Annotated in this window: 26 protein-coding genes, 20 tRNA genes, 2 rRNA genes and 4 riboswitches (1 of these 52 only partly in view); of the genes, 3 read left to right on the top strand and 45 right to left on the bottom strand. The window is 37.8% G+C overall.

Annotated elements, in window-relative coordinates:
* Positions 1-115 precede the first annotated feature (115 nt).
* Positions 116-970, bottom strand: coding sequence for a patatin-like phospholipase family protein (locus M1D73_RS03955; RefSeq protein WP_000892679.1), 855 nt, complete (start codon positions 968-970; stop codon positions 116-118).
* A gap of 128 nt (positions 971-1,098) precedes the next feature.
* On the bottom strand, positions 1,099-1,560 hold the full coding sequence (locus tag M1D73_RS03950; protein WP_000679680.1) for a MarR family transcriptional regulator: 462 nt from the start codon (positions 1,558-1,560) through the stop codon (positions 1,099-1,101).
* A gap of 140 nt (positions 1,561-1,700) precedes the next feature.
* Between M1D73_RS03950 and M1D73_RS03945 the strand changes: the two genes are divergently transcribed.
* A complete protein-coding gene (locus tag M1D73_RS03945) occupies positions 1,701-2,882 on the top strand; it encodes an MFS transporter (RefSeq protein WP_086408027.1) in 1,182 nt (393 codons plus the stop codon).
* 25 nt (positions 2,883-2,907) lie between these two features.
* Here the strand turns inward: M1D73_RS03945 and kdpDN are convergent, their stop codons facing one another.
* The 19 genes from kdpDN to tenA all read right to left on the bottom strand — a co-directional run bounded on the left by kdpDN (position 2,908) and on the right by tenA (position 17,880).
* Positions 2,908-4,062, bottom strand: a complete 1,155-nt coding sequence (gene kdpDN, locus M1D73_RS03940) for a KdpD-like non-kinase potassium sensor (RefSeq protein ID WP_086408028.1) — start codon at positions 4,060-4,062, stop codon at positions 2,908-2,910.
* Between the two features lie 56 nt (positions 4,063-4,118).
* Positions 4,119-4,700, bottom strand: a complete 582-nt coding sequence (kdpC, locus tag M1D73_RS03935; protein WP_000412608.1) for a K(+)-transporting ATPase subunit C — start codon at positions 4,698-4,700, stop codon at positions 4,119-4,121.
* A gap of 16 nt (positions 4,701-4,716) precedes the next feature.
* The gene (kdpB, locus tag M1D73_RS03930) at positions 4,717-6,807 is read right to left on the bottom strand and encodes a potassium-transporting ATPase subunit KdpB (protein ID WP_121868524.1); all 2,091 of its coding nucleotides are present in this window, start codon (positions 6,805-6,807) and stop codon (positions 4,717-4,719) included.
* A 13-nt stretch (positions 6,808-6,820) separates the two neighbouring features.
* On the bottom strand, positions 6,821-8,488 hold the full coding sequence (kdpA, locus tag M1D73_RS03925; protein ID WP_121868525.1) for a potassium-transporting ATPase subunit KdpA: 1,668 nt from the start codon (positions 8,486-8,488) through the stop codon (positions 6,821-6,823).
* 19 nt (positions 8,489-8,507) lie between these two features.
* Entirely contained in the window at positions 8,508-8,585 is a 78-nt protein-coding gene (kdpF, locus tag M1D73_RS03920) for a K(+)-transporting ATPase subunit F (protein ID WP_223153441.1), read from the bottom strand.
* Positions 8,585-8,689, bottom strand: a complete 105-nt coding sequence (locus tag M1D73_RS03915; protein WP_000887894.1) for a SipW-dependent-type signal peptide-containing protein — start codon at positions 8,687-8,689, stop codon at positions 8,585-8,587. Before M1D73_RS03915 ends, kdpF begins: the two co-directional genes overlap by 1 nt.
* A 96-nt stretch (positions 8,690-8,785) precedes the next feature.
* A riboswitch (cyclic di-AMP (ydaO/yuaA leader) is annotated at positions 8,786-8,931 on the bottom strand.
* A 134-nt stretch (positions 8,932-9,065) separates the two neighbouring features.
* Positions 9,066-9,188 carry a hypothetical protein gene (locus M1D73_RS03910; protein ID WP_001034421.1) on the bottom strand — a complete coding sequence of 41 codons (123 nt, stop codon included), beginning with the start codon at positions 9,186-9,188 and terminating at the stop codon, positions 9,066-9,068.
* Positions 9,189-9,191: 3 nt separating this feature from the next.
* Positions 9,192-9,425 (bottom strand): hypothetical protein, encoded by a 234-nt coding sequence (locus M1D73_RS03905; protein WP_002025339.1) that lies wholly within the window; start codon positions 9,423-9,425, stop codon positions 9,192-9,194.
* Positions 9,426-9,438: 13 nt separating this feature from the next.
* Positions 9,439-9,825 carry a hypothetical protein gene (locus tag M1D73_RS03900; RefSeq protein ID WP_000424087.1) on the bottom strand — a complete coding sequence of 129 codons (387 nt, stop codon included), beginning with the start codon at positions 9,823-9,825 and terminating at the stop codon, positions 9,439-9,441.
* A gap of 93 nt (positions 9,826-9,918) precedes the next feature.
* Positions 9,919-10,066, bottom strand: a riboswitch (cyclic di-AMP (ydaO/yuaA leader).
* A gap of 85 nt (positions 10,067-10,151) precedes the next feature.
* Positions 10,152-10,964, bottom strand: coding sequence for a bifunctional hydroxymethylpyrimidine kinase/phosphomethylpyrimidine kinase (thiD, locus tag M1D73_RS03895; RefSeq protein ID WP_000867371.1), 813 nt, complete (start codon positions 10,962-10,964; stop codon positions 10,152-10,154).
* A gap of 15 nt (positions 10,965-10,979) precedes the next feature.
* Positions 10,980-11,999 carry a thiazole biosynthesis adenylyltransferase ThiF gene (gene thiF / locus M1D73_RS03890; RefSeq protein WP_001065417.1) on the bottom strand — a complete coding sequence of 340 codons (1,020 nt, stop codon included), beginning with the start codon at positions 11,997-11,999 and terminating at the stop codon, positions 10,980-10,982.
* Positions 11,992-12,762: a thiazole synthase gene (thiG, locus tag M1D73_RS03885; RefSeq protein ID WP_000931981.1), complete on the bottom strand. Its 771-nt coding sequence runs from the start codon at positions 12,760-12,762 to the stop codon at positions 11,992-11,994. Before thiG ends, thiF begins: the two co-directional genes overlap by 8 nt.
* A gap of 2 nt (positions 12,763-12,764) precedes the next feature.
* Positions 12,765-12,968, bottom strand: a complete 204-nt coding sequence (gene thiS / locus M1D73_RS03880; protein ID WP_001049502.1) for a sulfur carrier protein ThiS — start codon at positions 12,966-12,968, stop codon at positions 12,765-12,767.
* 15 nt (positions 12,969-12,983) lie between these two features.
* Positions 12,984-14,093, bottom strand: coding sequence for a glycine oxidase ThiO (thiO, locus tag M1D73_RS03875; RefSeq protein WP_000333313.1), 1,110 nt, complete (start codon positions 14,091-14,093; stop codon positions 12,984-12,986).
* Positions 14,086-14,706: a thiazole tautomerase TenI gene (gene tenI / locus M1D73_RS03870; RefSeq protein ID WP_000787170.1), complete on the bottom strand. Its 621-nt coding sequence runs from the start codon at positions 14,704-14,706 to the stop codon at positions 14,086-14,088. Before tenI ends, thiO begins: the two co-directional genes overlap by 8 nt.
* A gap of 10 nt (positions 14,707-14,716) precedes the next feature.
* The gene (locus M1D73_RS03865; RefSeq protein ID WP_000670414.1) at positions 14,717-15,718 is read right to left on the bottom strand and encodes an ABC transporter substrate-binding protein; all 1,002 of its coding nucleotides are present in this window, start codon (positions 15,716-15,718) and stop codon (positions 14,717-14,719) included.
* Complete coding sequence (locus M1D73_RS03860; RefSeq protein WP_001080853.1) at positions 15,715-16,467, bottom strand: ABC transporter permease; 753 nt, start codon at positions 16,465-16,467, stop codon at positions 15,715-15,717. The genes M1D73_RS03865 and M1D73_RS03860 overlap by 4 nt, the downstream gene beginning before the upstream one ends.
* Positions 16,467-17,216: an ABC transporter ATP-binding protein gene (locus tag M1D73_RS03855; RefSeq protein WP_121868526.1), complete on the bottom strand. Its 750-nt coding sequence runs from the start codon at positions 17,214-17,216 to the stop codon at positions 16,467-16,469. The genes M1D73_RS03860 and M1D73_RS03855 overlap by 1 nt, the downstream gene beginning before the upstream one ends.
* Positions 17,185-17,880 carry a thiaminase II gene (gene tenA, locus M1D73_RS03850; protein ID WP_000666827.1) on the bottom strand — a complete coding sequence of 232 codons (696 nt, stop codon included), beginning with the start codon at positions 17,878-17,880 and terminating at the stop codon, positions 17,185-17,187. Before tenA ends, M1D73_RS03855 begins: the two co-directional genes overlap by 32 nt.
* An 85-nt stretch (positions 17,881-17,965) precedes the next feature.
* A riboswitch (TPP riboswitch) is annotated at positions 17,966-18,069 on the bottom strand.
* Positions 18,070-18,129: 60 nt separating this feature from the next.
* Positions 18,130-18,241, bottom strand: a riboswitch (TPP riboswitch).
* Between the two features lie 269 nt (positions 18,242-18,510).
* Here tenA and M1D73_RS03845 point away from each other — a divergent pair.
* Entirely contained in the window at positions 18,511-19,665 is a 1,155-nt protein-coding gene (locus M1D73_RS03845) for an SH3 domain-containing protein (RefSeq protein ID WP_001056030.1), read from the top strand.
* 5 nt (positions 19,666-19,670) lie between these two features.
* Positions 19,671-20,003, top strand: a complete 333-nt coding sequence (locus M1D73_RS03840; RefSeq protein WP_001137823.1) for a hypothetical protein — start codon at positions 19,671-19,673, stop codon at positions 20,001-20,003.
* A gap of 240 nt (positions 20,004-20,243) precedes the next feature.
* Here the strand turns inward: M1D73_RS03840 and M1D73_RS03835 are convergent, their stop codons facing one another.
* The 24 genes from M1D73_RS03835 to M1D73_RS03720 form a co-directional block, all read right to left on the bottom strand.
* Entirely contained in the window at positions 20,244-21,395 is a 1,152-nt protein-coding gene (locus M1D73_RS03835; protein WP_000648912.1) for a DUF3965 domain-containing protein, read from the bottom strand.
* Positions 21,396-21,716: 321 nt separating this feature from the next.
* Entirely contained in the window at positions 21,717-22,136 is a 420-nt protein-coding gene (locus tag M1D73_RS03830) for a CBS domain-containing protein (protein WP_000199006.1), read from the bottom strand.
* Between the two features lie 128 nt (positions 22,137-22,264).
* Positions 22,265-22,336: transfer RNA gene (locus tag M1D73_RS03825), tRNA-Glu, on the bottom strand.
* A gap of 1 nt (position 22,337) precedes the next feature.
* A tRNA-Asn gene (locus M1D73_RS03820) sits at positions 22,338-22,412 on the bottom strand.
* A gap of 8 nt (positions 22,413-22,420) precedes the next feature.
* Positions 22,421-22,497 (bottom strand) — tRNA-Ile (locus M1D73_RS03815).
* Between the two features lie 10 nt (positions 22,498-22,507).
* Positions 22,508-22,578: transfer RNA gene (locus tag M1D73_RS03810), tRNA-Trp, on the bottom strand.
* A 6-nt stretch (positions 22,579-22,584) separates the two neighbouring features.
* A tRNA-Thr gene (locus M1D73_RS03805) sits at positions 22,585-22,657 on the bottom strand.
* 9 nt (positions 22,658-22,666) lie between these two features.
* Positions 22,667-22,742, bottom strand: a tRNA-Phe gene (locus M1D73_RS03800).
* 8 nt (positions 22,743-22,750) lie between these two features.
* Positions 22,751-22,826 (bottom strand) — tRNA-Asp (locus M1D73_RS03795).
* Between the two features lie 3 nt (positions 22,827-22,829).
* Positions 22,830-22,906 (bottom strand) — tRNA-Met (locus M1D73_RS03790).
* A gap of 20 nt (positions 22,907-22,926) precedes the next feature.
* Positions 22,927-23,019: transfer RNA gene (locus M1D73_RS03785), tRNA-Ser, on the bottom strand.
* A 55-nt stretch (positions 23,020-23,074) separates the two neighbouring features.
* A tRNA-Ser gene (locus tag M1D73_RS03780) sits at positions 23,075-23,167 on the bottom strand.
* 20 nt (positions 23,168-23,187) lie between these two features.
* Positions 23,188-23,260 (bottom strand) — tRNA-Ala (locus tag M1D73_RS03775).
* A 16-nt stretch (positions 23,261-23,276) separates the two neighbouring features.
* A tRNA-Pro gene (locus M1D73_RS03770) sits at positions 23,277-23,350 on the bottom strand.
* A gap of 10 nt (positions 23,351-23,360) precedes the next feature.
* Positions 23,361-23,434 (bottom strand) — tRNA-Arg (locus M1D73_RS03765).
* A 3-nt stretch (positions 23,435-23,437) separates the two neighbouring features.
* A tRNA-Leu gene (locus tag M1D73_RS03760) sits at positions 23,438-23,526 on the bottom strand.
* Between the two features lie 16 nt (positions 23,527-23,542).
* Positions 23,543-23,617 (bottom strand) — tRNA-Gly (locus M1D73_RS03755).
* A 29-nt stretch (positions 23,618-23,646) separates the two neighbouring features.
* A tRNA-Leu gene (locus M1D73_RS03750) sits at positions 23,647-23,727 on the bottom strand.
* 14 nt (positions 23,728-23,741) lie between these two features.
* Positions 23,742-23,817, bottom strand: a tRNA-Lys gene (locus M1D73_RS03745).
* 4 nt (positions 23,818-23,821) lie between these two features.
* Positions 23,822-23,896: transfer RNA gene (locus M1D73_RS03740), tRNA-Gln, on the bottom strand.
* A gap of 11 nt (positions 23,897-23,907) precedes the next feature.
* A tRNA-Tyr gene (locus M1D73_RS03735) sits at positions 23,908-23,991 on the bottom strand.
* An 8-nt stretch (positions 23,992-23,999) separates the two neighbouring features.
* A tRNA-Val gene (locus tag M1D73_RS03730) sits at positions 24,000-24,075 on the bottom strand.
* Positions 24,076-24,080: 5 nt separating this feature from the next.
* Positions 24,081-24,196: ribosomal RNA gene (gene rrf / locus M1D73_RS03725) — 5S ribosomal RNA — on the bottom strand.
* 102 nt (positions 24,197-24,298) lie between these two features.
* Positions 24,299-25,754: ribosomal RNA gene (locus M1D73_RS03720) — 23S ribosomal RNA — on the bottom strand; it runs 1,466 nt beyond the window's last position.

Here is a 25,754-nt window from a genome sequence, read left to right as displayed (position 1 = left end):
ACCTCTATGTTTTACAAACTCTTTAAACACTTAAACATTCATACATTTTTAAAAAGTAACGTATAAGTAGCAATATAAAAAGGCTGCAGAGAAATTCTTCTCCACAGCCTAATATTTATTTTTGCAAGAACGCCTGCAAATCTGCAAATTGTCTCTTTGCATCTTCATAGCCTTGCTCATATAGATTTTGTAGTTTTGCTGTATCTTTTTCCATACGATCTACTTGAAGCGGTACTTCTGGACGAATAACAAATAAATTCCCAGCTTGTTCTTCTTTTTCAATATAGTGAAGTGTTTCATTATACACTTCATAACGATTTAGCATCGTGTTCACAAGGTTCGGATATTTTTTATAAGCTTTCGCAGCAATCCACCCAAATCTTGATTTTTTCTTTGCGTAACCATGATTTCTCGTTAAAATTACGACTGATTTTTTAAATCCATCTTCCTGTGCTTTACGAACTGGAATTGGATCAGAAATCCCGCCATCTAACAGTTGCTTACCACGATAATTTACTACTGGTGCAATGAAAGGCAATGAACTAGACGCTTGTAATAAATTTAGCGCATCATCATTCGTGCCTTCTTTTTCAAAATAAACTGATTGCCCTGTTTCACAATCCGTCGTTCCTACAAGGAAACGTTCCGGGCTATTAAAGTATGTTTCAAAATCAAACGGCACATGCTTTTCTGGGATTTCGTGAAAAATGAAATCCATATCAAATAGCTGACGTTTTCTCCATAAGTTTTTATACGATAAATATTTCGGATGTGATGCATAATCAATATTGACCGTTTTATTTCTATTTCTTTGTCTGGAAAGATACGACGCTGCATGACAAGCACCAGCTGATACACCGATTACATATGGAAAATATAAATCTTGTTCCATAAAGTATTCTAATATTCCGCCCGTGTATACACCACGCATACCGCCGCCTTCTAATACTAACCCCGTATTTTCAAGCATGTTACTCTCTCCTCTATATATATTGACTCTTTAATTATTCACCATGTTAAGTATCTTTTTCTATTATATATGAGTTCTTTCAGAAATTATATTTAAAAGACTTGAGAAAAAGGAGTTTTTTCTTCCAATTATATTTCCAAATGACCGGAGACATCCTTTATAAACCTTTGAATAAAGTCTTGCTCTTCTTTCGTATATCCATCTAAAAGTAACAACCACTTTTCTTCAGCTAGCTTATGCAATTTTTCATGAGCTTTATATATTTCATTCCCACTCTCCGTTAAGCTGAAGAAGATTTCTTTTTGATTATCTAACATTTGCATCTTCTCAACGAATTGCTTTTGAAACAACTTTGTACAAATTTTAGAGATTGCTCCCTTCGTCATGCCCATTTCTGTCGTAATTGCCGTTACATTCATCAAACCATTTTTTCCGATACATTCGATTACATGTAACTCAGATAAAGACATACTACTTACGCCTGTCTCACGAAGAAACTTCTCATTTTGTCGTTTTAAATGTTCTTCTTTTTTATGCAAAAGTGTACGAATGTCCGACAGTATTTCCATTTGCTTCGTTGCATGCTTCAATCCGTTCGCCTCCTAAGTTTCCAAAGAAACAATTTAACTATATACCATTTTAAAACCATTTTTTCATCTTTACAAGTAAGAAAATCATGTTAAAATAAATTTAGTTTCCAAGGAAACTAAAATACAAGGAGGTTAACAAGATGAAAAAATCTAAACTAACTTTCATTTTATATGTTGTCTGTATTAGTGCCTTACTCGGTTCCTTCGCTCAAAATATTTACACACCTATCTTACCGATGATTCAAAATTCTTTTCACACTTCTCTTTATCTTGTAAATGTAACAGTTTCACTTTTCACATTCGTTCTTGCAATTATGCAGCTCGTATATGGACCTTTAATTGATACAAAAGGGAGAAAATCTGTCCTTATCCCTAGTTTAGTCATTAGTACAATTGGTTCAATCGGATGTGCTTTTTCGGCAAACATTTATTTATTTCTCTTTTTTAGAGCTGTTCAAGCTATAGGAATAGCGGCTATACCTGTAGTTTCAGCAACGATTATCGGCGATTTATTTGAAGGAAAAGAACGCGGAGAAGCGATGAGCCTATACCAAATGTTACTTGCCCTCGCACCTGCAATGGCTCCTCTCATAGGTGGTTATCTTGGCAGTATAAATGGTCACTTATCTGTATTTCTCTTTTTATCTACACTTGGCATTATCTTATTAATTATAAACATTTCACTACTCCCAGAAACAAAGCCAAATATAATTAAACAATCTAAAGCACAAAAGAATTACTCTCTTATCTTAAAAAATAAAACTGGATTTTCTATTACTCTTATTGGCTTCATTCAATTTTGTATTTACTTTTGCTTTCTCGTTTTTTTACCGAGTATTTTAACAAATTCATTTCATTTAACTGTAAATAAAATTGGTCTTATGTTTGTACCAATGTCTCTTTCTATCATGCTAGGAAGTTTTTGCTACAAGTTTTTGCAAAAACGCCTCACAACAAAGCAAGCTTTATTTATTACGAGTTTCTTCAATATTATATGTGTCGTTTTATTCTCTTTCACATATAACATCAATATCCCATTCATCATTATCGTTACATCTTTGTACGGTTTTAGTATGGGACTTTCTATGCCAACTCACACTACTTTATTAACAGAAGAATTCGTACAAGAACGCGCAACAGCTATCGGTATGTACAACTTCATCCGCTATCTTGGTATGGGCACAGGGCCACTTATAGGTGGATTTCTTTTATTTAACCAAAATTACTTTTGGATTTTCTTCCTAGGCGCAATTATATTTTTACTTGTAATCTTATATACAATGAAAATGCTAAGTTTTCATTCTGTACAAAAAGCAAAATAGAGCCCCAAAAAAGGTCGGCTCTATTTTACCCTCTTTGATCCGCAACAATATGAATATCAATATACTTTGTTTGTCTCATAATTTCATTTACAATAGAACCTTTTCGAATTTCTTCCCACCGCGTTCTCGCTGATTGCCCAAGTAAAATTTGTGTTACTTGCAATCTTTTCGCGACTTCAATAATAACATCCGCTGGCTTTCTTCCCTTTGCTTCTTCTAATACAAAACTCGCATCAAATTGATTCGTGAGCGTCTTCCACTCTTCAATTGTTTGTTTTTTACCAGCTGAAAGAGAGTCTATATTTTCTCTTTCAACATTTAATACATACAATTCAGCATTTAACCGATCAGCCATGCGCCATCCCCGTCTTATTAATTTCTCCGCTGTTGAACTGTATTGTACACAAACAAGAATTTTTTCTTTTACGCCAATTGGTTCTATTACTGTTTGGCTAATTTTCTCGTCCATATCATCGGCCACCTCGCGAAGTGATAATTCCCTAAGTGCTCCTAAATTATTAAGCGTAAAGAAATTTTGTAAGCTTTGCTGAATTTTTTCTTCTTTATATATCTTTCCGTCTATTAACCTCTTCCGAAGTACTTCCGGTGTTGCATCAACGAGCTGAATTTCATTTGCTTTTTGTAAAATAAAATCTGGAACTCGTTCTCTTACTTTTACATTCGTAATTTGAGCTACAATATCATGAACACTTTCTAAATGTTGAATATTAAAAGCTGATAATACCGATATACCAGCCTCTAACAATTCCTGCACATCCATATAACGTTTTTTATGCTTAGAACCAGGAACATTACTATGCGCAAGTTCATCCACTACGACTACTTGCGGCGCGCGTTTTTTTATTCCTTCCACATCAAGCTCATAAAATACCTTTCCTTTATACTGTATTTCTTTCAAAGGAACTTTTTCTAAATCAGCAATTGCTTCTTCCGTCTCTTTTCTTCCATGCGTTTCAATTAAACCAATTACAATATCAATTCCATCTTTTTTCATTTCCCTTGCATCAAAGAGCATTTTATAACTTTTTCCTACGCCTGGAGCTGCTCCTACATATAACTTTAACTTTCCGCGATTTTGCTGACGAATATATTCTAAATATTCCTCTGGCGTTCGCCTTTGAAACTTCGGTTCATAATCATCTGCATACACAATAAACACTACCTTTCATTCGAAACAACGCTACCTCAATCCGTTAGATTGAGGTAGCACTGTTACTATTTCATTAATTCCTGTAATGCCAAATTTAGCTTTAAGACGTTTACGCGGGTCTCTCCAAATAAACCAAGCGCAGCACCTTCTGTTTGATCTTTAATCAATTGATTAAGTTTTTCTTTCGGAATATTCGTTAATTTCGATATGCGATCCACCTGCACAGAAGCTGCCTTCGGACTAATATCAGGATCAAGCCCTGAACCTGAATTTGTCACTAAATCTATCGGTACTTCTGTAACTGGAACGCTCGGATTTTGTTTCTTCCACTCTTCAATACTTTTCTCTACTCGTTTCTCTAAATCTGGATTAGATGGTGCATAGTTATTTGAACCAGATGCTTCAGCCTTATATTCAATACTAGAAACACGCCCTTGAAAATAACGTGGATCCGTGAAGTTTTGCCCGATTAATTTAGAACCAATCACTTCATTTTTATCATTATATATTAGACTTCCATCCGCATTATCCTTCATCACGGCTTGTGCAATACCAGTAACAATAAGCGGGTATACAAGTCCGCACAACACTAGAAATGTAAAAGTAATACGGATAATTGGTGATAGTATACTTTGTTTCTTCTCCATCTTTTTCCCCTCTTCCTTATATGAACAAGCCGACAATTATATCAATTACTTTAATTCCAATGAACGGAACGATAACTCCGCCAAGCCCATAAATAAGTAAGTTTCGGCTAAGCAATGCATTAGAACTCATCGGTTTATATGCAATACCTTTCATCGCTAACGGAATGAGTAATGGAATAATAACAGCGTTAAATATTAATGCTGATAAAATCGCTGACAGTGGTGATGTTAATTTCATAATGTTCAATGCCTCCATTTGCGGAATCGCAAGTGTAAACATTGCTGGAATGATTGCAAAATATTTTGCTATATCATTCGCAATACTAAACGTCGTTAAAGCACCTCGCGTCATTAACAATTGCTTACCGATTCCTACAACCTCAATAATTTTCGTTGGATTCGAGTCTAGATCAATCATGTTTGCCGCTTCTTTCGCTGCTGTCGTACCACTGTTCATCGCTAATCCAACGTCCGCCTGTGCTAATGCTGGAGCATCATTTGTACCATCACCTGTCATCGCTACAAGTTTCCCTTTATCTTGCTCTGCTTTAATGACAGCAATTTTATCTTCCGGTTTACACTCGGCAACGAATTCATCTACTCCTGCTTCTTTTGCAATGGTTGCTGCTGTTAATGGGTTATCCCCTGTACACATAACCGTTTTAATCCCCATTTGACGTAACTGTTCAAAACGTTCACGCATACCAGGTTTTACTGTATCTTTTAAATAGATTAAACCGTAAATACGATTATTCACTGCAACTACAAGTGGTGTTCCGCCCTCTTTTGAAATGAAATCTGCTTTTTGATTTACATCTTTCGGAATTGTTCCACCTTGTGACTGAACCCATTCAATCACGCTACCGACAGCACCTTTTCTCACTTTCGTTCCGTCCTGTAAATCAACACCACTCATTCTCGTTTCTGCTTTAAACGGAACAAACTCACCTTGTTCTGCAAGTTCTCTATTATATGATATAGATTTTCCCTGCACATACTCGATAACAGATCGACCTTCTGGTGTTTCATCTAAAACAGAACTAATAGCGGCCCACTTTCCAACTTGCTCAATCGTTTCATTTCCTACAGGCAATAATGTATGAGCCATTCGGTTCCCAAAAGTAATTGTACCTGTTTTATCTAAAATAATTGTATTAATATCGCCCGCAGCTTCTACTGCTTTCCCTGACATCGCTAGCACGTTAAATTTTGTCACCCGATCCATCCCCGCAATACCAATCGCTGATAGCAAACCACCAATTGTCGTTGGAATTAAACATACTAACAACGCTACAAGTACAGCAGTATCAATTTGAAAACCTAAATAATTTGTAAAAATCGGCAACGTCACAACGACGATTAAGAAAATAAGAGTTAAGCTCGTTAATACTGTATTTAAAGCAATCTCATTCGGCGTTTTTTGACGAGCAGCTCCTTCTACTAAAGAAATCATTTTATCGATAAATGATTCACCAGGATTACTCGTAATGACAATTGTAATTTCATCACTTACGACCATCGTTCCACCTGTTACGGAACAAAAATCACCGCCTGCTTCTTTTATAACAGGAGCTGATTCACCTGTAATTGCAGATTCATCTACAGATGCTAATCCTTTGATTACTTCGCCATCACTTGGAATCATTTCTCCTTGTTTTACGATAACAACGTCACCTTTTCTAAGATCAGTTGCTGAAACTTGGACAATGTCTCCATTTTCTTTTACTACATTTGCAAACACATCTTTCTTCGACTGCTTTAAAGAATCGGCTTGCGCTTTACCACGACCTTCTGCTAATGCTTCTGCAAAATTCGCAAATAAAACTGTAAATAATAGAATGAGAGAAACTGTTATATTAAACCATCCTGGTATACTACTAGAACTGCTTGGAAGAAAAGATAAAATGAACGTAATGATAAATCCAATTTCCACAACGAACATAATCGGATTCTTTATCATGACTTTCGGATTCAATTTCGCAACGGATTGCTTCATCGCATGTGTTACGATATCACGATCCATCGTTTTCGCTTGTCTAACTTCATCTTCTACAGCATGTATTTGTGACTCATTTACTTGTTTTTCTTTTACTACTACCGGTCTCATCATTTACCCTCCATTACTTCAATGTAAGAAATTCTGCAATTGGACCGAGTACTAACATCGGGAAGAATGTTAATGCACCGACAATTACAATTGTTCCGATGAAGATGCCACCAAATAAACTATTATCTGTACGGAACGTTCCGACTGTTTCTGGCACTACCGTTTTTTCTTTCAATGAAGCTGCCACAGCTAGCATCGTAATTAAACTGAAGTAACGTCCTAAAAACATAACTAAACCAGTCGTAATATTCCAAAACGGTGTATTATCTCCTAATCCTTCAAATCCAGATCCGTTATTCGCAGCTGACGATGTATATTCATATACCACTTGCGTCAAACCGTGGAAACCGGAATGAGAAATAGCATCCGTCCCTAAATTTGTTGAAAGAGCTAATGCCGAAAATCCTAAAATGAGCAATGGATGAAATAAAATCGTGACCGCGATTAATTTCATTTCCTTACCTTCAATCTTTTTACCTAAAAACTCTGGTGTCCGTCCAACCATTAACCCAGATATAAACACCGCGATAATTGTATACATAATAATGTTTACAAAACCTGCTCCAACGCCGCCATACACAGTATTTAACATCATATTTACAAGCGGAACTAAACCGCCAATTGGTGTTAACGTATCATGCATCGTATTAACAGCGCCTGTTTCAGCAGCTGTCGTTACCGTTGCGTATAGTGAAGAAAATACTGTTCCAAATCGTACTTCTTTCCCTTCTGTACTTCCTTGTACATGTTCGATACCCATTCCATTTAATGCCGGGTTCCCGTTTAGTTCAGATGTCGTAATCGTTATAAACCCTAGTAAAAATACCATAAATAGTGACACGAAAAGGATGCGGCCTTGTTTTTTATTTCCGACCATTCGTCCGTACGTAAATGGAAGTGCTGTTGGTAATAACATCATAAGCATCATTTGCAAAATATTACTCATTTGTCCTGGATTTTCGAAAGGATGCGTAGAGTTTGCTCCGAAAAATCCACCGCCGTTATTTCCAAGTTCCTTAATGGAAACGAATGATGCAACAGGTCCACGTAAAATACTTTGCTTTGCACCTTCAATCGTTTGTGCTGTAACCGCCCCATCTAACGTTTGTGGTACGCCAAGTGCGACAAAAACTAGTGCCGCAATAAATGCAATAGGAAGAAACACTCTCGTTAACGCTCTCGTAAAATCAACGAAAAAGTTACCAAGTTCTTTTCCAGCAAGTCCTCTTATAAAAGCCATAACGAGCGCTAATGTCGTTGCTGGTGCCGCAAACATTAAAAATGTAATTCCGATTAATTGTGATAAATAAGATAAACCATTTTCACCGCTATAATGCTGTAAGTTTGTATCAGCCATAAAACTAATTGCTGTATTAAAAGCGAGCGTAGGCTCCATCCCTTCAATATGCGCTGGATTTAGTGGCAGCACACCCTGTAATCTGAAAATGAAGTATACGACAACGATCATAAATCCATTTAATAAAACTAATGATAATGCGTACTGTTTCCACGTTTGATTGTATGCTTTTACACCCGTAATTTTAAAAATAAGTTTTTCAAAAGGCCCGAATACTTTATCTAACGTTTTGCTACCTTGAAAAGCTTTTTCTAAATAAATCCCCGTTGGCTTTGCTACTAAAATAAACAAGAGCATTGTAATAATGACTGCAACCCAAATCATAATGAATGATTCCCCCTAATTAAAACTTCTCTGGATTTAATAATGCATACACTAAATACACTGTAATTGCTGCGACAATAACCGATAAGACAATCATCATGATTGCTTTCCTTCTTTCACAACTTTATCTGACCAACTTGCAAGACTTGCCATCGATGCAACTAATAAAATAAAAATCCCGACCATTACAACATCTAACATAACTATCCCTCTCTTTTTGTTAAAATTTACCATTTAAATATTAAAAAAGAACACTGAGCTCTACTCAGTGTTCAAAAAATGAACAACAAAAAGTAAACCTCCTCTCTAAACGCTTACGAGGTTAGCTGTCGGATTCGGGCCTAAAGAGTAGCCCTACTTTCAAAACTGAAAGATTCACCCCAAGTGACGATGCACAAAATTGGTTCCCCCGCTCCATTTCTGGAACTCAGCGATTTTAGGTTTTTTTGGAAATTTTATGAATGATTTATGAGAGTAAATATACTCCTCTATATTTCACTTGTAAAGGGGTAAATTACTGAAAATAATAATATTTACATTCATTTAAACGCTTACATTGAAGATTATTACTGTTATTTCATCTATTTTCTTTATTTCTCTTTTCTTTTCTTAAAAATGACCTTTTAAATATGAAATAAAAAGAGCGAATGACATGAAGTGCATAGCTTGTTGCACTCAGCATTCGCTCTTTTTTATTCAACCTTTATTCTCCTCGTAAAAATGCACGTAAATTTCTCCCACGAATATAAACTTGTGTCAATTCTGCATGTAGCTGCTCATACTCGGTAATATCCATCTCTAAATACAAAGCATCTTTTGATGGTAATATAATATATGGCCCTGGAAAAAGGGGATCAATCTGGACCAATTCTTGAACTCGCTCTACCGATACTGCCCAACGATTTGCTATATCTCCAAGTAATAGTACCTTCATCATTTCTTCCCCCGCCCTATTCAAAAAATAAAAAAGAAATATTATCACAATTTGTAAACACGACAAACTTAGCTCCAATGGTTTCATAGAGCCTCGCTGGATATCGTTTATTCCTTGTAACAACAGTAATAGGTGCTTGAAAAGAAAAACGAATGTGTTCTGTGAAGAAACTAACGATTGGAAGCTCATCCCCTAGTAAAATGACCTTCTTAATACACTCACAAATACTAGTAAAATCCTGCTCCTTACTACAACTATAAGTCCAATCAAACCCACAATTCCTAACTTCAGCCGCTACCTCTTCATTTGCTGTAAAAATAACTAACTCATGTTGAAATGCAACTAGATCTCTTAAACTATTTACCTTACTTTCTTCTCCAACACAAATAAGTGTTAGTTCCATGTACCTCATCCTCCTTAGTATAAAAGAAATCAAACATAGATTGATATTCCCCTATACTAATCAGATCGATGAAGTGATGTATCCATCATGGCACCGTCCTCTCTCAAGACGCTTACGAAGTTAGCTGTCGGATTCGGGCTTTGAGAGTAGCCCTACTTTCAAATTTGAAAGATTCACCCCTAGTGACACTGCACAAATTGGTTCCTCCGCTCCATATAATTGGACTCAGCGTTTACAAAAAAATATATTCTGGCTGATATATTACTCCTGTATTTTGAAAAAGTAAACAGAAAAAAAGCCAGTTATAAAACTGGCTTTTCACTTATCTATACACGCGTTTTATTCACTTTATACGCAAAATGATTCGTTGGTCCATGACCACTACCAATATTCAATGGCTCTTCAATTGCTATACTAATAAATCGTTTTGCTTCTTGAACAGCATCTTCAATTGAGTATCCTTTCGCGAGTCCTGCTGTAACCGCTGAAGCAAATGTGCACCCACTTCCGTGCGTTTGCTTTGAAGGAATTCGCTCGCTTCTAAACTCAATAAATTCTTCTCCATCAAAGAGGAAATCAATTACTTCATTACCTTGATATTCTGCATGTCCGCCCTTCATAAGCACATATTTAGCACCTAATTCGTGCAATACTTTTGCAGCTTCCTTACTATCTTCAACATTATGAATCTCCACCCCAGTTAACACTTCTGCTTCTGGAACATTCGGTGTTATAACGGTTGCTACTGGTAATAAATATTCTTTTAATGCATGAACTGCTTCTTGCTGTAATAATGATGCACCGCCTTTTGCGATCATAACGGGATCTAGCACAATATTATTCCAGCCAAATTTTTTAATTTGTTCTGCAACAATTTGAATTATTTCACTACTAAATAACATTCCTAGTTTCACTGCATCTGGTGTTAAATCCGTACCAATTGAATTCAGCTGTTCTGTAATACCTTCTAACGGAACAGGATATACCCCTTGAACGCCAAGCGTGTTTTGAGCAGTAATTGCCGTAATAGCCGTCATTCCGTATACACCAAGCTCTTGGAATGTTTTTAAATCTGCCTGAATTCCAGCACCGCCGCCGCTATCAGACCCTGCAATTGTTAAAGCTTTATTCACTTTCATCCCATTCATCCTTTTCTATCCAAAATAGCGATGATAAATTGTTTTTGCTTCGCTTATATCTTTCGTTCCATGTACGAGCACACGGCCATCTTTAAAGGCTACTAACCTCTTGTCTTCAACAGAAAATGATAGTAAATATGGATTTATATTTAAATCATTTACACGACCTTCCAACAACTCTTTATATTGTTCAAAATTCATTTCATCTTTATGAGGTGGTCTAATTTGAACTGTATTTCGCCCGCATAAAACTGCTGTTTTTGATGTGTTTTCTTTATTTAAATACGGATATAATGCATTCTCTCCGCATGAAGGACAATTATGCTGGCGAAGTTTTTGCACATTCATACATGAATACTCATTCTTCCACATATCAAACGATACAAGCCCATCTCGAAGTGATTCGTAATCTTCTACTAACAGTTTAAGAGCTTCTGTTACTTGATGAGAAACGACAAGAGATACAGCAGGTGATATAATACCCGCTGTATCACATGTTGCCCCGCCAAGCGGAATCGACTGTAATAAACATGATAAACATGGTGTTTTACTAGGAAGGATTGTGTAAGAAAGACCGTAACTACCTACACATGCACCGTAAATCCATGGAATAGAATATTTTTGTGATATATCATTTACAATAAAGCGCGTTTCGAAATTATCAGTCGCATCAATAATTACATCAACATTTATAACAAGTTCTTCTAGCTCTTCAGCTGTTACATCTTGAACGAGAGCTTCTATTGTTACATCACTATTAATCTCTTCTAAACGTTTTTTAGCCGCTATAGCTTTTGGGAGATTATTCTTTACGTCGCTCTCTGCATACAATTGTTGTCTTTGTAAATTACTCCAATCTACATAATCACGGTCAACAATTGTTATCTTGCCAACACCTGCTCTTACAAACATCTCTGCATTTGCACTACCTAATGCACCTGCACCGATAATAAGCACATGCTTTTCTCTTATCTTTTGCTGTCCTTCTTCTCCAATTGGAGAAAATAGTTCTTGGCGAGAATATCGATTATTCAACTACGCTCATTCCTTCTAAAGGACTACTTGCAGTTGCACAACGCTTACGTGCAATACGACCTGCTTCAAATCCTAAACGGCCTGCTTCAATACTTAATTTCATTGCTTGTGCCATTTTAATAGGATCTTTTGCTCCTGATACAGCTGTATTTAATAACACGCCATCTGCTCCTAATTCCATTGCAAATGCCGCATCAGCTGGGCTACCAATACCGGCATCAACGATAACTGGTACTGTCGCTTGTTCAATAATGAAGCTCAAATTTAATGGATTTACAATACCAAGTCCTGATCCGATTGGAGATGCTCCTGGCATAATCGCATGCACGCCAAGCTCTTGTAATTTACGTGCTAATACAACATCATCAGATGTATACGGAAGTACGATAAATCCTTCTTCCAGTAACATTTCAGATGCCTTTAACGTTTCTACCGGATCAGGTAATAACGTTCTATCATCACCAATAACTTCTACCTTTATCATGTCACAAAGCCCAGAAGCTTTTGCTAATTTTGCAATACGAACAGCCTCTTCAGCGTTTTTTGCTCCTGCTGTATTTGGTAATAACGTATATTTTTTCACATCAAGTTTCTCTAATAAATTAGGTTGCTTTGCATCAAAGATATCCATACGACGTACTGCAAACGTTAAAATTTCAGCTTCAGAAACGTCAATTGCCTTTTGCTGTACGTCAAAATCAGGGAATTTACCTGTTCCTAATAAAAGTCTAGAATGAAATGAAAATGGTCCAATGTTTAACATAATCAACCGCCTCCTACGAAAGTTACAATCTCAATTTGGTCTCCATCAAAAACAGATGTATCTGTATGATCATCTTTTTGTAAAATATCTTTATTACGCTCTACTACAACAATTCTGTTATCTAGCTCTAAATGTGTAAGTAGCTCAGCTACTGTTTTTACACTCGCTGGCACTTCAATTTGGTTACCATTAATTTTTAAATTCAAACTTCCATCCCCTTTCTAAACTCTTCTAGAAAGCAATGAATCTAGCAAATGATTCTCTTGCTTTCCTTCTATTAAATCAGCCATATATTGGCCAGAAATAGGACTTAATAAAATACCGTTTCGATAATGGCCCGTGCAAGCATATAAACCTTTTATTTCTTCATGCTCTCCCATATAAGGAGCTTCATGATTCGATTGTGGTCTTAATCCTGCCCACGTGCTTTCCCATTCTGCTTCTTTTAAAGCTGGCAATATTGTATAAGCACGCTCTAATATAGAAGTTATACTTTCTGGCTGCACAGTTTTATTGAACGTATGTGGCTTCATTGTTGCCCCAATTACGTAACGTCCACCGCGCTTTGGAGTAATGTAAAATCTTTCTTGAAAAATAGGTGCTTTTAAAAGTTGTTTTCTACTTCTTACCGCAACCACTTCTCCTTTAACTGGATATGTACCCCAATCGCGGTGAAAATAACTGAGTAACTTCGTGCTCCATGAACCTCCTGCAATAACGACTTTCTCACATGTGACAATACCTTCACTTGTAATAACTCCAGTCACTTTATTATTTTCAATACGGATATCAAATACTTCTGTCTGTTCATATATATCAGCACCGGAAATCGCTGCAGAATGTGCGAATGCTTTCGTAAGCTCTGGTGCAATAACATGACCGTCTTTCGGATAATATACTGCTCCTATAATAGATTCGGATAGATATGGCTCTTTTTCCCGCACATGGTCTCCCGTTAGAAAATAAGAATCTTCACCTGTTTTCTGCTGCCAATCCATAATGTGAAGAATTCTTTCCTTCTCATCTTCATTTTGAGCAATACGATAAATTCCTTTTTCTTCATATCCAATATCAACACCCGTCTTTTCACGTAAAACTGCTGCAAGTTGTGGAAATATAGCTCGGCTTTCTCTAGCAAGTTCAAATAGCGGATCATACGCATCCCATTCTGCCTGAACACCAAGTAAACCAGCAGCTGCTTTTGAAGCTTCCGATGCAATACTTTGCTTCTCCACAATCGCTACTTTATGTCCTCTTTCTGCTAGAAAATGTGCAACTGAACTACCAATTACACCACCACCAATAATCGCTACATCATACTTCTCACACATGTTTTTCCGCCCACTTTCTTATTGATTCCTTATAAGATTTCGCTTTGCTATACGGGTTACTACTACTTACAATTCCAGACATAACTGCTATACCGCTTACACCGTTAGTAAGAACATCCACTGTGTTTTCTGGGGTAATTCCTCCAATTGCTGTAATCGGTATAGATAAACACCTTGCAATGTCTGAAATTTCTTCAAGCCCTCTCGCTGGCACACCTTTTTTACAATCTGTCGGAAATACATGGCCATAAACGAGTGAATCCGCTCCATTTTTAAAAGCTACTATTGCTTCATCTAGCGAATGCACAGAATAACCGACATGCAAATACGAAAACTTTTCTTTCACTGACTTTACATCTGTACTTCGATATCCTAGTTGAACACGAGGAATATTTAATAAAATTGCAATATCAATTCGATCGTTTATGACAATTTTAGAAGCCGGAAAGCCCTCCATTAATAGACTTTCCACACCTTCATATAATTCCTTCGTACTCTTCTCACGCTCACGAATATGCAAATAATCAATCTCACTCTCAATTTGCATCGCTACATTCACTAACTCTTCGAATGGCATATGGCCATTTGAGATTACGTGGAGCTCATTTTTCATATTCATTCGCCTACTTTAAAATATTTTCGAATAATTCATCGGCTGGGACGGTTTCTTTCGTCATTCCTTTGTCCTTCAGCCACTTATTTTGTTTCTCCCAAGATTCTTTTGAATCTGATAAGAATGGCTCATCTTTCGTTTCCATCTTCTCTAATAAAATTTTCATACTTTCCTTTTCAACTTCTGGCACAAGTGGGAAGTTTTCTTTTTCTTGATGATTTAATAAAATATTCAATGCTTCATCTGGGTTTTTCTTCATGAAATCATAGCCTTTTTTCGTACCACGTAAGAAAGCTTGCAACGCCTCTTTATCTTTTTTCAACGTTTTATCACCTGTTACAAACACAAGCTCATGATAGTTTGGTACTCCGTAATCAGCTGGATTAAAGTACGCTGGTTCATGGCCTTCATGACGCATAACAGGTACTTCATGGTTAATGTATGCCCCTGTTACCGCATCTACTTTCTTCGTAATTAATGCTGGTACTAAATCAAAGCCAACATCTACTACTTTCACTGTATCAGGATTACCACCAGCTTCTTTTACCATCGTTTTTAAATACATCTCACTTAATGGTGTTCCAGAGTATCCTACTGTTTTTCCTTCTAAATCTTTCGGTGATTGAATGCCCGCTGATTTCAGTGATACAACATGATTTAATGGTGAACGTACGACAGCCCCAATTGATTTCACTGGAATTTGCTCATTCGCTTTCGCCATAACAACATCTGGCTGATAATACAAGCCAACTGTCACCTTCCCTGCTGCTGCCAGCGTTAATGGATCAGTCGGATTAGAAGGGAATTTAATATTTACCTTTACACCTTCTTCTTTAAAGTATCCTTTTTCAATTGCTGCATAGATAAAGCTATGTACCGCATTTGGATACCAATCTAACATGACTGTTATTTCTTTCTCTTTTTTACTTTTGTCTGATGCTGAATTACTCGAACATCCTGCAATTATTGCAATTAATAATGTAAACACAAAGATGCGCTTTAAAAATTTCATGAATGCTTCCTCCAACTAATGAATTTCTTTTCTAATATGGAAATAATTACGACGAAGAAAATAGCTAATAATGATAACAATACAATAGGTGCAAATACGCCAGCTCCATCTAACTGCGTCATCATTCTCTTACTGAAATATCCAAGCCCAGCTTGTGCACCGAGCCATTCTCCAATTGCTGCTCCGATAACACTAAGCGGAACTGCAATTTTTAAAGCTGAGAAAAAATAAGGAAGAGCAGACGGCAACTTTAATTTAAGAAAAATATCTCTTTTTGTTGCTCCATATGTAACTAAGAGCTCCTCCCATTCTTTTTTCGTACTACGCAGTCCATCATACGTATTGACCGCAATTGGGAAAAACGTAATTAAAACTGTGACAACAACCTTACTCCAAATTGTATATCCAAACCATAAAACAAATAGCGGAGCAAGCGCAGTAATCGGAATCGTTTGTGAAGCAACTAATAATGGATAAAACGCTCTCTCCATCCATGTACTCGCATTCATTAACATCGCTAGCCCTACACCTAATACGATAGAGATAACAACACCTATTAAAACGACGTATAACGTTGCAGGTAAATGAACCGTAAATAATATGTCTTTTAGTTTCCATATCTTCATTAAAATCGCAGAAGGTGACGGTAAAATGTACATCTCATCTACAATTCTTGCTCCTATTTCCCACACAGCTAGTAAAATACTAGAAAGTGTAATAGCAGGAACTAATTCTTTCAATCGGTTCATCACACAAGTACCTGCCTTTGTAACATACTAAGAAGCTCATCTTTCAGCGCTAATACTTCCGGTTTATATAAATCTTTTCGTGTTCTGTTATGATCAAGCGGTACATTCCGCTCAGTCAAAGTCGTTATCGGCTGCTGTTCCACTACTAAAACTCGGTTTGAAAGAAATAACGCTTCTTCAACATCATGAGTAATGAATAAAATTGTTTTTTCCCACTCTTGCCATTGTTCAAACAACCATTCTTGCAAAGAGGTCTTCGTTAAAGCATCCAACGCACTAAATGGTTCATCTAACAGCAATATCTCCCCGCCTGTTAATAAAGTTCGAATAAAAGATACACGTTGTCTCATACCACCAGATAAATCTTTCGGATATTTTTTCTCATACCCTTGCAAACCAAATTTATGTAACAGTTCCTTTGCCTTTACTTCTGCTTCTTTCTTCTGTACACCTTGGCACTCTAGCGGCAGGGCAGCATTCTCAATAATTGTTCTCCACGGCAAAAGCATATCTTTTTGCGGCATATATCCTACAGGATGGTTCTTTGTTTCTGTCAGTTCTATCTGTCCAGTACTTACCTTTTCTAGACCTGTAATAAGGCGAAATAAAGTACTTTTTCCACATCCACTCGGTCCGATAATACTGACAAACTCTTTCTCATGTATAGAAGCATTTAATTCATGGATGATTGGTTTCTCATCGTAATGAAAAGAAACATTATGAAACTGTAGTATGTTCTTGCTCCTCAAATCCCCACATCTCCTTACGATAGGACATATCCCAGAATAAATATTCAAATCGACTGGAATATAAGAAGATCTCCTCTAATCTTTCTAGTTCTTTCTCAGACTTTCCAACTGCCATTTCATTTAATAAATCTATTAACCAAATACAAAGATTACCGTATTCTTCCGAACTATATCCTTGAATCCACTCACCAAAAAACTCATGATCTCTTGCTCCAGGAATATCATTTAAACGCTTTCCAATTTCCCAATAGCTCCACATACATGGAAGAAGCGCTGCTATTAATTCCGCAAGTGTGCCATTTTGAGATACAGACATCATGTAATTTGTATAAGCTAAATTTTTAGCAGATGGTTTCGCAGACTCTATCTCCTCTATAGAAATTCCAAGTCTTTTTGCATATTGTTTATGGATTGTCATTTCGCCATTTAATATTCCATCAATTTGTTCAGCGAACTTTCCCATTACTTGTGGATTCGTTGCTTTTACAACACCAATCGCATATAACTTTGCATAATCTAGCAGATATAAATAATCTTGAATAATATAATACTGAAATTTATCTTTTTCTAACGTGCCATCTCCCATACCCACTACAAACGGATGATTATGACTCATCTCCCAAACCGGTTGCACAGTTTCTAATAATCTATCGCAAAATTTCATTTCTCTATCCCCTTCCAATATATGTATCTAAATAAAAAACCACTTCTATATATAAGAAGTGGTTACAGCAAATAAAGTTATACATTTATTCGATGTTCCACTTCCCTTCGCTAGTATTACCTAGATCAGGTGTTGTAAGGGTTAAGGATTATTCCTCTCTCAGCAAGTCAAGCACCCCTAGTGGTTTCAATATGAAATTTTCAAATAAAAAAGCCCCGTTTCTATACGCAAAGAAACGGGGACTCATTGTTAGTGTCCGAATTGCTTCCCTACGCTAGCATAATCTAGATCAGGTAATAAAAAGGATCAAAGGCTTACGGCCTACTCTCAGCTGGCAACACCAGCTCTCCTAGCAAACTATAAAATTATCACTGTCAGTATAACACCCTAATAAGACATCATCAACTTTTTTAATTTTCTTAATTATCAACATAATATCAAAATTATACAATACATACATTCTATTTTAGAAAATAAAACCCCAATTAATTGTATAAAAAGGAATCATTATCCTCAAAAAATTTATTTTTATATTGATTTCATATTACATTTATGTGAATACCCCCACTATATTATATCTTTATACTATAATAAAATTACAACTATACAACTAGAGGAGGTCTCTATTCCATGAATATGAAAGCTACTGCTTTAACAGCAACTACTGTAGCGATTGCTTCTTTACTTCCTTCTATGGGTGAAACAAATGTACAAAAAGCAAACGCTGAACAATTATCTAATATTAAAACTGGGTATGTCAAAGTCGATCAAGTAGCATTACATACAGAAGATAACGTAAAAAGCACATCAATTGATACAATTCGCTTTAATACAAAAGTGAACATCATTGAAACAACTAATGGTTGGTATAAAGTATCTGTTCATAATAAAGTAGGTTATGTACAAAAAGATGCTATTTTACTAAAAAACAAACTTCAATCTAATGATCAATACATCGTTAATGCTAATGCATTAAACGTTCGCTCTGAACCTAATTTAGAATCTTCCATTTTAGATGTATTACCAAATGGTAAGTTTATTACCGTTCAAGAAGATCAAGGCGAATGGTATAAAATATCACATAATGGCCAAACAGGTTACGTACAAAAAGCATTCATCTCTAATGGTTCACAACCCTTAGTAAAAGGAATCACCGTTCAAAATAATACAAAATATACTGTTGCAACACCTAATCTAAATGTACGTAGCACCGCTAGTACAAGTAGCGCTCTACTCGGTTCATTACAAAACGGTACTCAAGTACAAGTAGTAGAAACTGTAGGTACTTGGTATAAAATTCGTTTTGGCACAGGATACGGATATGTAGCAAAACACTATGTAGTACAAAATCAACCACAAGCTAAAACAGATCAGCCTTCATCAATTCCAGCTGCTTTCAAATTCCCCGCTCAAGGAAGAATTAGCTCAACCTTTGATATACGCTGGGAACAAATGCATTATGGTATAGATATTGCCGCTCCAGGAAACGTCTCTATCCAAGCTGCTGCTGCAGGTAAAGTTGTGAAATCTTATTATTCAGCTAGCTATGGCAATGTTGTTTTCATTGCGCATCAAATCAATGGGAAATTATATACAACTGTTTATGCTCATATGAAGGATCGCACTGTACAAGCTGGTGATCAAGTACAGACTGGACAATTAATAGGTCATATGGGAAACACAGGTCATTCATACGGGCAACATCTTCATTTTGAATTACATAATGGAGAATGGAATTTTGAAAAAACAAATGCAGTAAATCCACTGCCATATTTAGTTAGGTAAATTGTATGCCACGCAATATACCTCTTATAATTGAATACGTAGCCTTTTTAGGTTTAATCTGTTGTTTAATCATTTACAATACAAACATTGTATTTTTATCTATTATTATTGCTTTTGTTGCATTAGAAATTATGATGGAATCATTTCAAGTGCAACTAAAACAAAAAATTGCCCATATTTATAATGCTATTTTTCTTTTGAGTGCTCTCATAACAAATATAATTAGTAATGGCTTTTATTTATCTACTGTATTTCCAGTATTCTTTATGGCTGTTTTATTATTTGTAGCTAGATATATTAATGTCCCTTATAACCAAAAACAAAAACAAGAAGCTTAGAAAGAGGAGACACTGTGTACCAATCTTTCAAAGATACTCCAATAAAATACATATTGAATTTGTATAAGAAAGCCAATACTTTTTTTGGTATACAAGGAAGTTATACTGCACAACTTCTCCTATATGGAATGTTGTTTCTTGTCTTAATCACTTTCTCCTTGTTTTACTAACAAAAAAGGATCTCACATAAACTGGAGATCCTTTTTAATTTATATTAATTTTTCATATCGAAAATATTGTTTATCCACAAGCATATTTTTCATAAATAAAGCTCAGATTATATTTTTTCTCTAAGCTCATTCGTTGTTCGTCATCGCACCAATAGAAAAGAATATCATGAATCGTTGCGTAACGCTTATTTTTAAGAAATAGCCTAAAAAATGATGGTAAACAATCATGTAATTGTATAAATATATAATTGCGTAGTGTTTCTTCTTTATATTCAATGCCCTTACAAATATACAGTAATTCTTCACAATAATATGCATGCTGTGGAACTTGTATCATTTCGAAAAATGGCACATAAGATAGTAGCTTTCCAATAAAATGACCATATCGATCCATTACTCCTATCGTCATATGCTCCATCATTTCTTTCATCACATATAAATAATCATCTACATGCGTTGTCTTTAATGGGTCTAAGCGATCGGAAATTTGAGATAATACAGCTCTTTGACATGCTAAAACTGCCTGACTAGGCCCATAATATGATAGGAAATCTGTACACTTACGATATTTCCGTAATAAATCATGTGTATACAAATCATATACAAAAGTATTACAATACATTGCTAAACTCATCATATCACTATTTAATTGCTCTTTTGATAATGATTTCGCTCTCTTGCACATATAAAAGAATGTAAATTCCAATACTTCTTTATGAGATAATAAATGTTTACAATCGGTTATACACTTCTCATTAAATTTAACTCTATCCCAAATTTCAATATCCCTATCTGTCAATTCACCTATACGATATTTAATAATTAAATAATTTAAAGCAACTGATTGCGTCAAAAGATCCCATGTTTCATATTCCAATGAAGTATGAACAAACTCAGCTAATCCTTGCGCTATCATAAAATCATTTGCCTCTTCATACCAACCAATCTCTTGGCATAAGCGAAGAATACGCACTAAAGTTGGAATTTCATCTTTATGAAACTGCGGTAATTTCTTTGCTTTATTCATGCCATATACGATAAATGCCGCTAAATTTTCTTCTTTATAAAATTCTTTCTCTTTCCATACTAATATAGTTCGTTCTTTCCCCTCACCTTTTGGGTGACAAGGTACAAGCAAAGAAAATAATTCAGCGAAATTATTTGGTTCTATATATGTATCTGTAACCAAATTCCAATTTGGATCGCCCTGTACAGCCTTCATATAATTCCCCTTCCCTTTTCATCTATGTAGGAAATATTAATTTATTATCGCACCACTAAAAATTAATATTGTTATATTCAAAATCTCTCATAATACTTATATCTATCAGTATATCATCTTTTCTCTTATTAAAAATTAAGAATAACAAATTTTAAAAAAATGTCGAAATTATTAACCACATACTTATTATATAATGTCTCAGATACATCACGCTAACATATTAGTTTAATCCATATATACTAGAATAATGTATCTGAAATTTATATATAATTTAGCTCTTTATGAGTGACCATTAAACTCTCGGTTAATGAAAGTTTCAATTTACTCTGTACGCTCTGAGATTTCGCTCAAGGCAAATCCAGCTTGATCATCTGCTGATTCCCTTATAGCTAAATCTCCTAGTGCTAACATGCCAATAAGTTGACCACTATCAACTACTGGTAATCGTCTAATTTGATGCTGTGCCATTAGCTCTGTAGCTTTTTCAATAGAATCATTTGGAGAAACTGAGATAATATTTGTTGTCATTACATTTGTAATCTTATTAGATCCAGGATGTTTTTCAGCAATCCCTCGAACGACTAAATCACGATCAGTAACAAGCCCAACAACTTGCTCATTTTCAACAACAGGAATTAATCCAATCGATTCTTCCTTCATTTTTACAGCTGCCTCATATACATTGTCTAGCGGTGTACAATGTACAATATGGGTACTCATTAAGTCTCTCACTCGTGTCATTATGATTTCCTCCTTTTTATACATACCATAGCTTTTCCAAAATTCCTTTATTTATTTCTGGAAAGTAACGTAATAAAAAGGATTAACAAAATAAAAAAGAGCCAGCATAATGCTGACTCTTTTTTGTATGACCCGTACGGGATTCGAACCCGTGTTACCGCCGTGAAAGGGCGGTGTCTTAACCACTTGACCAACGGGCCATGGCTCCGCAGGTAGGACTCGAACCTACGACCGATCGGTTAACAGCCGATAGCTCTACCACTGAGCTACTGCGGAATAATATATGGTGGGCCTAAATGGACTCGAACCATCGACCTCACGCTTATCAGGCGTGCGCTCTAACCAGCTGAGCTATAGGCCCATATACTTTACAGGGGCAGTAGGAATCGAACCCACACTGGAGGTTTTGGAGACCTCAGTTCTACCTTTAAACTATGCCCCTAAATGATGCCGGCTAGAGGACTTGAACCCCCAACCTACTGATTACAAGTCAGTTGCTCTACCAATTGAGCTAAGCCGGCATAAAAAAATGGTGGCTCGGGACGGAATCGAACCGCCGACACGAGGATTTTCAGTCCTCTGCTCTACCGACTGAGCTACCGAGCCAACATAAATGGCGGTCCCGACCGGGGTCGAACCGGCGATCTCCTGCGTGACAGGCAGGCATGTTAACCACTACACCACGGGACCATTTGGTTGCGGGGACAGGATTTGAACCTGCGACCTTCGGGTTATGAGCCCGACGAGCTACCGTGCTGCTCCACCCCGCGACAATATAAAGTTTTAAAAATGGAGGAGGTAGAGGGATTCGAACCCCCGCGCGACTCTCGCCGCCTGTCGGTTTTCAAGACCGATCCCTTCAGCCGAACTTGGGTATACCTCCATGAAGGAAAAAATAAATATTTTATTATTATATGTCTAAACCATTAAAGAAAAAATGGAGGAGGTAGAGGGATTCGAACCCCCGCGCGATTCTCACCGCCTGTCGGTTTTCAAGACCGATCCCTTCAGCCGAACTTGGGTATACCTCCGAGACATATATTAAATAAAGTGGAGCCTAGCGGGATCGAACCGCTGACCTCCTGCGTGCAAGGCAGGCGCTCTCCCAGCTGAGCTAAGGCCCCATGTTTTTTGGGAATATCGGGAAGACAGGATTTGAACCTGCGACCCCCTGGTCCCAAACCAGGTGCTCTACCAAGCTGAGCCACTTCCCGTTAATAAAAGCGCGCCCGAGAGGAGTCGAACCCCTAACCTCTTGATCCGTAGTCAAACGCTCTATCCAATTGAGCTACGGGCGCATATGGTGCCGAGGGCGGGGGTCGAACCCGCACGGTGGTCACCCACCGCAGGATTTTAAGTCCTGTGCGTCTGCCTGTTCCGCCACCCCGGCATGTCATATTGAAAATTGGAGCGGAAGACGGGATTCGAACCCGCGACCCCAACCTTGGCAAGGTTGTATTCTACCACTGAACTACTTCCGCAAGACATGTATGAGTTATTTTATTAAAAGTGCGGGTGAAGGGAGTCGAACCCCCACGCCAAAGGCGCTAGATCCTAAGTCTAGTGCGTCTGCCAATTCCGCCACACCCGCATATTTCATTAAAATGGTGAGCCATGAAGGACTCGAACCTTCGACCCTCTGATTAAAAGTCAGATGCTCTACCAACTGAGCTAATGGCTCTTAATGGCTGGGCTAGCTGGATTCGAACCAGCGCATGACGGAGTCAAAGTCCGTTGCCTTACCGCTTGGCTATAGCCCATTAATTAAGAATGGTGGAGGGGGGCAGATTCGAACTGCCGAACCCGAAGGAGCGGATTTACAGTCCGCCGCGTTTAGCCACTTCGCTACCCCTCCGACATATATGGTGGAGGATGACGGGATCGAACCGCCGACCCCCTGCTTGTAAGGCAGGTGCTCTCCCAGCTGAGCTAATCCTCCATTTTGCCTGGCAATGTCCTACTCTCACAGGGACAAGGTCCCAACTACCATCGGCGCTAGAGAGCTTAACTTCCGTGTTCGGTATGGGAACGGGTGTGACCTCTCTGCCATCATTACCAGACTGTATTCATTTAAGACAAGAATCATTTTAACTTATTTGACCTCGAAAGTCAACAAGTTTTTTATATTCTTTCAAAACTAGATAACATTTGCTACATATTATATGGTTAAGTCCTCGATCTATTAGTATTCGTCAGCTCCACATGTCACCATGCTTCCACCTCGAACCTATCAACCTGATCATCTTTCAGGGATCTTACTAGCTTACGCTATGGGAAATCTCATCTTGAGGGGGGCTTCATGCTTAGATGCTTTCAGCACTTATCCCTTCCGCACATAGCTACCCAGCTATGCCCTTGGCAGAACAACTGGTACACCAGCGGTGCGTCCATCCCGGTCCTCTCGTACTAAGGACAGCTCCTCTCAAATTTCCTACGCCCACGACGGATAGGGACCGAACTGTCTCACGACGTTCTGAACCCAGCTCGCGTACCGCTTTAATGGGCGAACAGCCCAACCCTTGGGACCGACTACAGCCCCAGGATGCGATGAGCCGACATCGAGGTGCCAAACCTCCCCGTCGATGTGGACTCTTGGGGGAGATAAGCCTGTTATCCCCGGGGTAGCTTTTATCCGTTGAGCGATGGCCCTTCCATGCGGAACCACCGGATCACTAAGCCCGACTTTCGTCCCTGCTCGACTTGTAGGTCTCGCAGTCAAGCTCCCTTATGCCTTTGCACTCTACGAATGATTTCCAACCATTCTGAGGGAACCTTTGGGCGCCTCCGTTACACTTTAGGAGGCGACCGCCCCAGTCAAACTGCCCACCTGACACTGTCTCCCGGGTCGATAAGACCCGTAGGTTAGAATTTCAATACAGTCAGGGCGGTATCCCACCAGCGCCTCCACCGAAGCTAGCGCTCCGGTTTCAATGGCTCCCGCCTATCCTGTACAAACTGTACCAAAATTCAATATCAGGCTACAGTAAAGCTCCACGGGGTCTTTCCGTCCTGTCGCGGGTAACCTGCATCTTCACAGGTACTATAATTTCACCGAGTCTCTGGTTGAGACAGTGCCCAAATCGTTACACCTTTCGTGCGGGTCGGAACTTACCCGACAAGGAATTTCGCTACCTTAGGACCGTTATAGTTACGGCCGCCGTTTACTGGGGCTTCAGTTCAGAGCTTCGCTTACGCTAACCCCTCTCCTTAACCTTCCAGCACCGGGCAGGTGTCACCCCCTATACTTCGCCTTACGGCTTCGCAGAGAGCTGTGTTTTTGCTAAACAGTCGCTTGGGCCTATTCACTGCGGCTTTCCGTTAAGAAAGCACCCCTTCTCCCGAAGTTACGGGGTCATTTTGCCGAGTTCCTTAACCAGAGTTCTCTCGCACACCTTAGGATTCTCTCCTCGCCTACCTGTGTCGGTTTGCGGTACAGGCACCTTTTATCTCGCTAGAAGCTTTTCTTGGCAGCGGGGAATCAAAGACTTCGCTCCATAAGGAGCTTCCCCATCACAGCTCAGCATACGCGATAAGCGGATTTGCCTACTTATCAGCCTAACTGCTTGGACGTGCACAACCAATCGCACGCTTCTTCTATCCTTCTGCGTCCCTCCATTG

Source organism: Bacillus sp. PK3-067 (genome assembly GCF_056738645.1).
Note: the sequence above shows the minus strand (reverse complement) of the source record. Positions and strands in the feature narration are given on the sequence as shown.